Origin of the sequence: Streptomyces sp. MZ04 (genome assembly GCF_004684775.1) — a bacterium.
GTDB lineage: Bacteria > Actinomycetota > Actinomycetes > Streptomycetales > Streptomycetaceae > Streptomyces.
The window spans coordinates 1-4,196 of record NZ_SRIC01000454.1; the positions used below are offsets into that span (position 1 = coordinate 1).

General features: G+C 71.8%; 2 protein-coding genes and 1 pseudogene. All 3 read left to right on the forward strand.

The features are described 5' to 3' along the window. Nucleotides 1-896, forward strand: a pseudogene (locus tag E2651_RS41635) (hypothetical protein); the annotation flags it as partial. A gap of 45 nt (nt 897-941) precedes the next feature. After that, nucleotides 942-2,099 (forward strand): AAA family ATPase, encoded by a 1,158-nt coding sequence (locus tag E2651_RS41640; RefSeq protein ID WP_135336466.1) that lies wholly within the window; start codon nt 942-944, stop codon nt 2,097-2,099. Between the two features lie 74 nt (nt 2,100-2,173). Next, on the forward strand, nt 2,174-4,196 hold a 2,023-nt coding region (locus E2651_RS41645; protein WP_280922835.1), incomplete at its 3' end, for an SAV_2336 N-terminal domain-related protein.

The window sequence follows — 4,196 nt, forward strand, 5'->3', positions numbered from 1 at the left end:
GACGGAGTCCGCCACCTCCGGTGGCGCTGCCCCCGCCCCCGGCAGCGCCACCGGAGGTGGCGGACTCCGTCTGGGCTCCCGGCGCCTGCCTGTTGATCCGGCTGCGCCCCCTGCCGGATCCCGATCACGAGGGCGAGCGGCTGCTCTCGTACTGGTGGCAGGTCCGCGGCCCCGACCCCTATCCGGTGCGGGGCGGGGATGTGCGCGTCGACGTGGCCGAACTGCCCGAGCATGTGAAGGCGCTGGTGGAGCAGGCCGAGACGGGCTGGGCGTACTTCTGGAAGGAAGAGCTCACGCTGGAGTTCCTGTTCCCCCGCGATCTTCTGGACCTGCCGGTGGAGAGCTGGGCGAAACGGGGCTTCCACGATGCGAGCGGCACCCTCGGCGAGGACCATCCCGTCGTTCTGCGCAGTCTCGAAAGGGTGGAACGCACCGATACACATGGCCGTTGGGCCAAGCGCTGGGACGCACTGATCACCGACCGCGGGGGGCCGGTCCACTGGTTTCCGGACGACGGCCGGGCCCGCCTGCTCACGGATCCGCAGCCGGTCATGGTCGTCCTGAGCGAGCCCCCCGGCTGTCGCAGAAGTCGCCACTCCGGGGTCGATGAGCTGGGAGAGTCGCTCCGGGCGGGGGTGCCGATCGTGGTCTGGGACCGCCGCGGTGGGGTCGATCCCGCCTTCCGTGACGAACTGCTGAAACTCACGGTGCGGACGGGCATCGATCAACTACCCGACGTCGTCAAGTCGTTGCGCATTGAGGCCGTGGGCGAGGATCCTGCTGAGGGCGGCTCCTCTACGCTCGGCCGGCACGCAGCATTGCTCTGGGACGACCCGTATCGCCTACCGGGTGAGCGGGGAGAGGCGGCGGATTCTTCCGCCCAGGGGGGAGGGTAGGGCGACATGTTTCCAGACGGCGGCGCATCCAGGGAGACACGTCCGATGGGCGACGCGCACACAGCGGGCTCCGTACCGGCTCAGGACGGCGCCCTGGAGCAGCGCTGGTGGATCTACCGGGGCACGGGACAGCCCCTGTACGACACCAGCCTCGGCGCGCTTCTCCCGCCCCCACCGCCATGGCGCCGGTTCACCGGCGGGCCCGTGGTCGCACCGCCCCCCGCCGACGACGAGGAGATCGAGCGCAGGCTGGGACAGGTCTCCGCGTCATCCACCGGCTCCGACCAGCTCAGGCGCGAGGCCGACATGGTGAACGCCGCCCTGTTGCTGCGTCGGCCGCTGCTGGTGACGGGGCGTCCCGGAACGGGCAAGTCCTCACTCGCGTACCGGATCAGCCGGGAACTGAAGCTGGGCCGGGTGCTGCGCTGGCACATCACGAGCCGCACCACACTTCGTTCAGGTTTGTACGACTATGACGCGATCGGCCGCGTTCAGGACGCGGCGGCGTTACGCACCCTGCGCGACGCGGGCGCGGGCGCCGACCGGGCGGCAGGCGGCCGGGCGCCGAGCGAGGAGGAGCTGCCGGGGATCGGCGACTACGTCCAACTCGGCCCCCTGGGCACGGCACTTCTGCCGCACGAAGTCCCCCGCGTACTCCTCGTGGACGAACTGGACAAATGCGACCAGGATTTGGCGAATGACCTGCTCAGCGTCTTCGAGGAGGGGCAGTTCCCCATCCCTGAGTTGCTGCGGGCCCAGCGTCAGCACCCCCGCGTGACGGTCATGACCGACGATCCGCGGCGCGACGCCGAGATCGTCGGCGGCACGGTCACCTGCCGGGCCTTCCCCGTCGTGGTGATCACGTCCAACGGCGAGCGCGAGTTCCCCCCGGCCTTTCTCCGCCGTTGTCTGCGGCTTCGCATGCCGGACCCGGACCGCCCACAGCTGGTCGACATGGTCATGGCCCACCTCCGGGACGCGGTGGAAGGGCCGCCGGACTCCGCACGGGCCGACGGTCTGGTCGACCGCTTCCTGCGCAACAGCAGGGAACGGGGCGGACTCGCCGTCGACCAGCTGCTCAACGCCGTGTTCCTGGCGACTTCGGGACGCTTCCGGGGCGACAACGAGGAGGCACTGGAGGACCTCGTGGACGCGCTGTGGCACCGGCTCGACGGAGCGGGGGCGGAATCGAGGGCCGGATGACGGGATCGCCCCAGGACTCCCCTCCCCCGTCCACGCGGCCGGAGCGAGCGCGCGGCCCCGTCCCTGAAGGGGAGTTGCCGACCTGGACGGAGCTGGCGGACGCGCTGTATCTGGCGGCGTACCAGGACGCGGCCGTGCCCCTGTTCGACATGCCGGGACGCGCGGCCCTGACCCGCGGCGAGCGGCCCAGCCGCCCCTCGGGCGAGCCCGCGAGGCCCCAAGTACCTGAAGAACGCGCAGAACCCACAGATCCCACAGAACCCGGAGAACCCGGAGAACCCACAGAACCCGGAGAGCACGGCCACCCGACCGCCGAAGCCCCCGCACCCGCACCCGCACCCGCACCCGCACCCGCACCCGAGCAGCACAGCCGCCCCGACGACACCTCGACGCCCGAGGAGCGGCTCGGCACCGGCACCGTGGACGAGGACGGCCCGATGCTCGGCGAACTCCCCTGGGCGGGGCCCGCCCCGGGGAGTCAGCTCCTCGCCGCCCCTTCCGGTGACAGGAGAGCGGACCAGGGCGGCCGCCCCGTACTGCCCCGGCTCGCCGACTCTCTGGCGCTCAGCAGATCGCTGCGCCCGCTGCGTCTTTTCCGCACCTCGCCGCACGAGCTGGAGCTGGACGAGGAGGCGACCGCCGAGCAGGCCGCGCTGACCGGGATCTGGACGCCGGCCTGCCGTTCACTCCCGGAGCGTCGCCTGGATCTGACGCTGCTCGTGGACGCGGGCGATTCGATGGTCCTGTGGTCGCGCACGGCACGCCAGATCGCCGAACTGATGGAACAGACAGCGGCGTTCCGCACCGTGCGGCAGGTCAGCTGGAACCTGGACGACGACGCGGGGGCGGGCATCCCCCCTGCGGAGATCAAGGCGGGTGACGAGCATCTGCTGCTCGTCGTCACGGACGGCGGCCACCGCGCCTGGCGCACGGGCCTGGCCGCCGCGAGCCTGCACCGGCTCGGCCAGTTCTCCCCCGTCGCCGTGCTGAGCCTGATCCCCCAGCACCTGTGGGATCTGACGCTGCCCACCGCCACCCGCACCCGGCTGCGCGCTTCGACCCCCGCCCTGCCCAACCGTTCGTACGAAGCCGACTGGAAGCACCCGCACGCCGACGCCCTGGGCCCCGAACCCGACCCTCCCTCCGAACCGGGCGGTGCGAACGCCGTCCCCGTGCCCGTCGTCGAACTGCGGCCGTCCTCACTTGGCCGGTGGGCCCGCCTGGTGGCCGCTGCGGGCGGCGGTGACTGGCAAGGGCTCGCGGCCCTGTGGACCGCCCCGGGCAAGGATCTGCGCTCGGCGGCGGTCGGCCCGGTGCCCGAAGACCTGGCCGACATCGTGGCCGAACCGCAGAACACGGCGGCGGACCCCGCCGAGCCGTCGGCGGTCCAGCGCGCCAAGCGGGCCGCCGCCATGGTGCGCCGCTTCCGGGCCACCGCATCGCCGGCCAGCTATGCCCTGGCACAGAGGCTCGCAGCGGCACCCTTGAACCTCCCCGTCATGCGGCTGCTGCAACAGGCCCTGCCGGGGGCGCGGTTCTGGAACCTGGCGGAGATCGCGCTGCTCGGCCTGGTGCACCGGACCGACGACACGGCCAACGCCGAGGACGCCCACCGTGTGTCCTTCGACTTCCGGGCAGGCGTACGGGAAGAACTCCTCGCCCTCGGCAACCGCGCGGAGACGATCCGCGCGCTGCGCCAGATCGAGCACAACCTCGGTCCCTGGCTTGAGGCGGTGTGGGGTTCGGGCGGCAGCGCGCTGGTGGCCCCGGAGAACGACCACCCGGACCCGCCGATGACCGAACAGACGCGCCCGTTCGTGGCCCACCTCTACACGACGCTCTGCGCCGTGTCCGGGCCCTACCTCACGCGCGCCAACCACCTGGGCCGCCTGCTCCAGAGCACCGCTCCGGGGCCCGCGCGGGCAGGCTCCACCGTTGGACCACCCATAGCGAGGCATAAGCGTCCATCAGGGTACTTATCCGCCGAAATGCGGTCAAAGTTGAAGGACCAACCCACGGACGCGCTACATTACGGCGGGCCTCAATCGCCGGAAACGGCGAACACCCCGCGCCCCACGGGGACTTCACATGTGCCCC

Excerpts from the sequence above, each read along its gene's own strand:
- E2651_RS41640 (WP_135336466.1), top strand. The coding sequence starts at position 942 with ATGGGCGACGCGCACACAGCGGGCTCCGTACCGGCTCAGGACGGCGCC.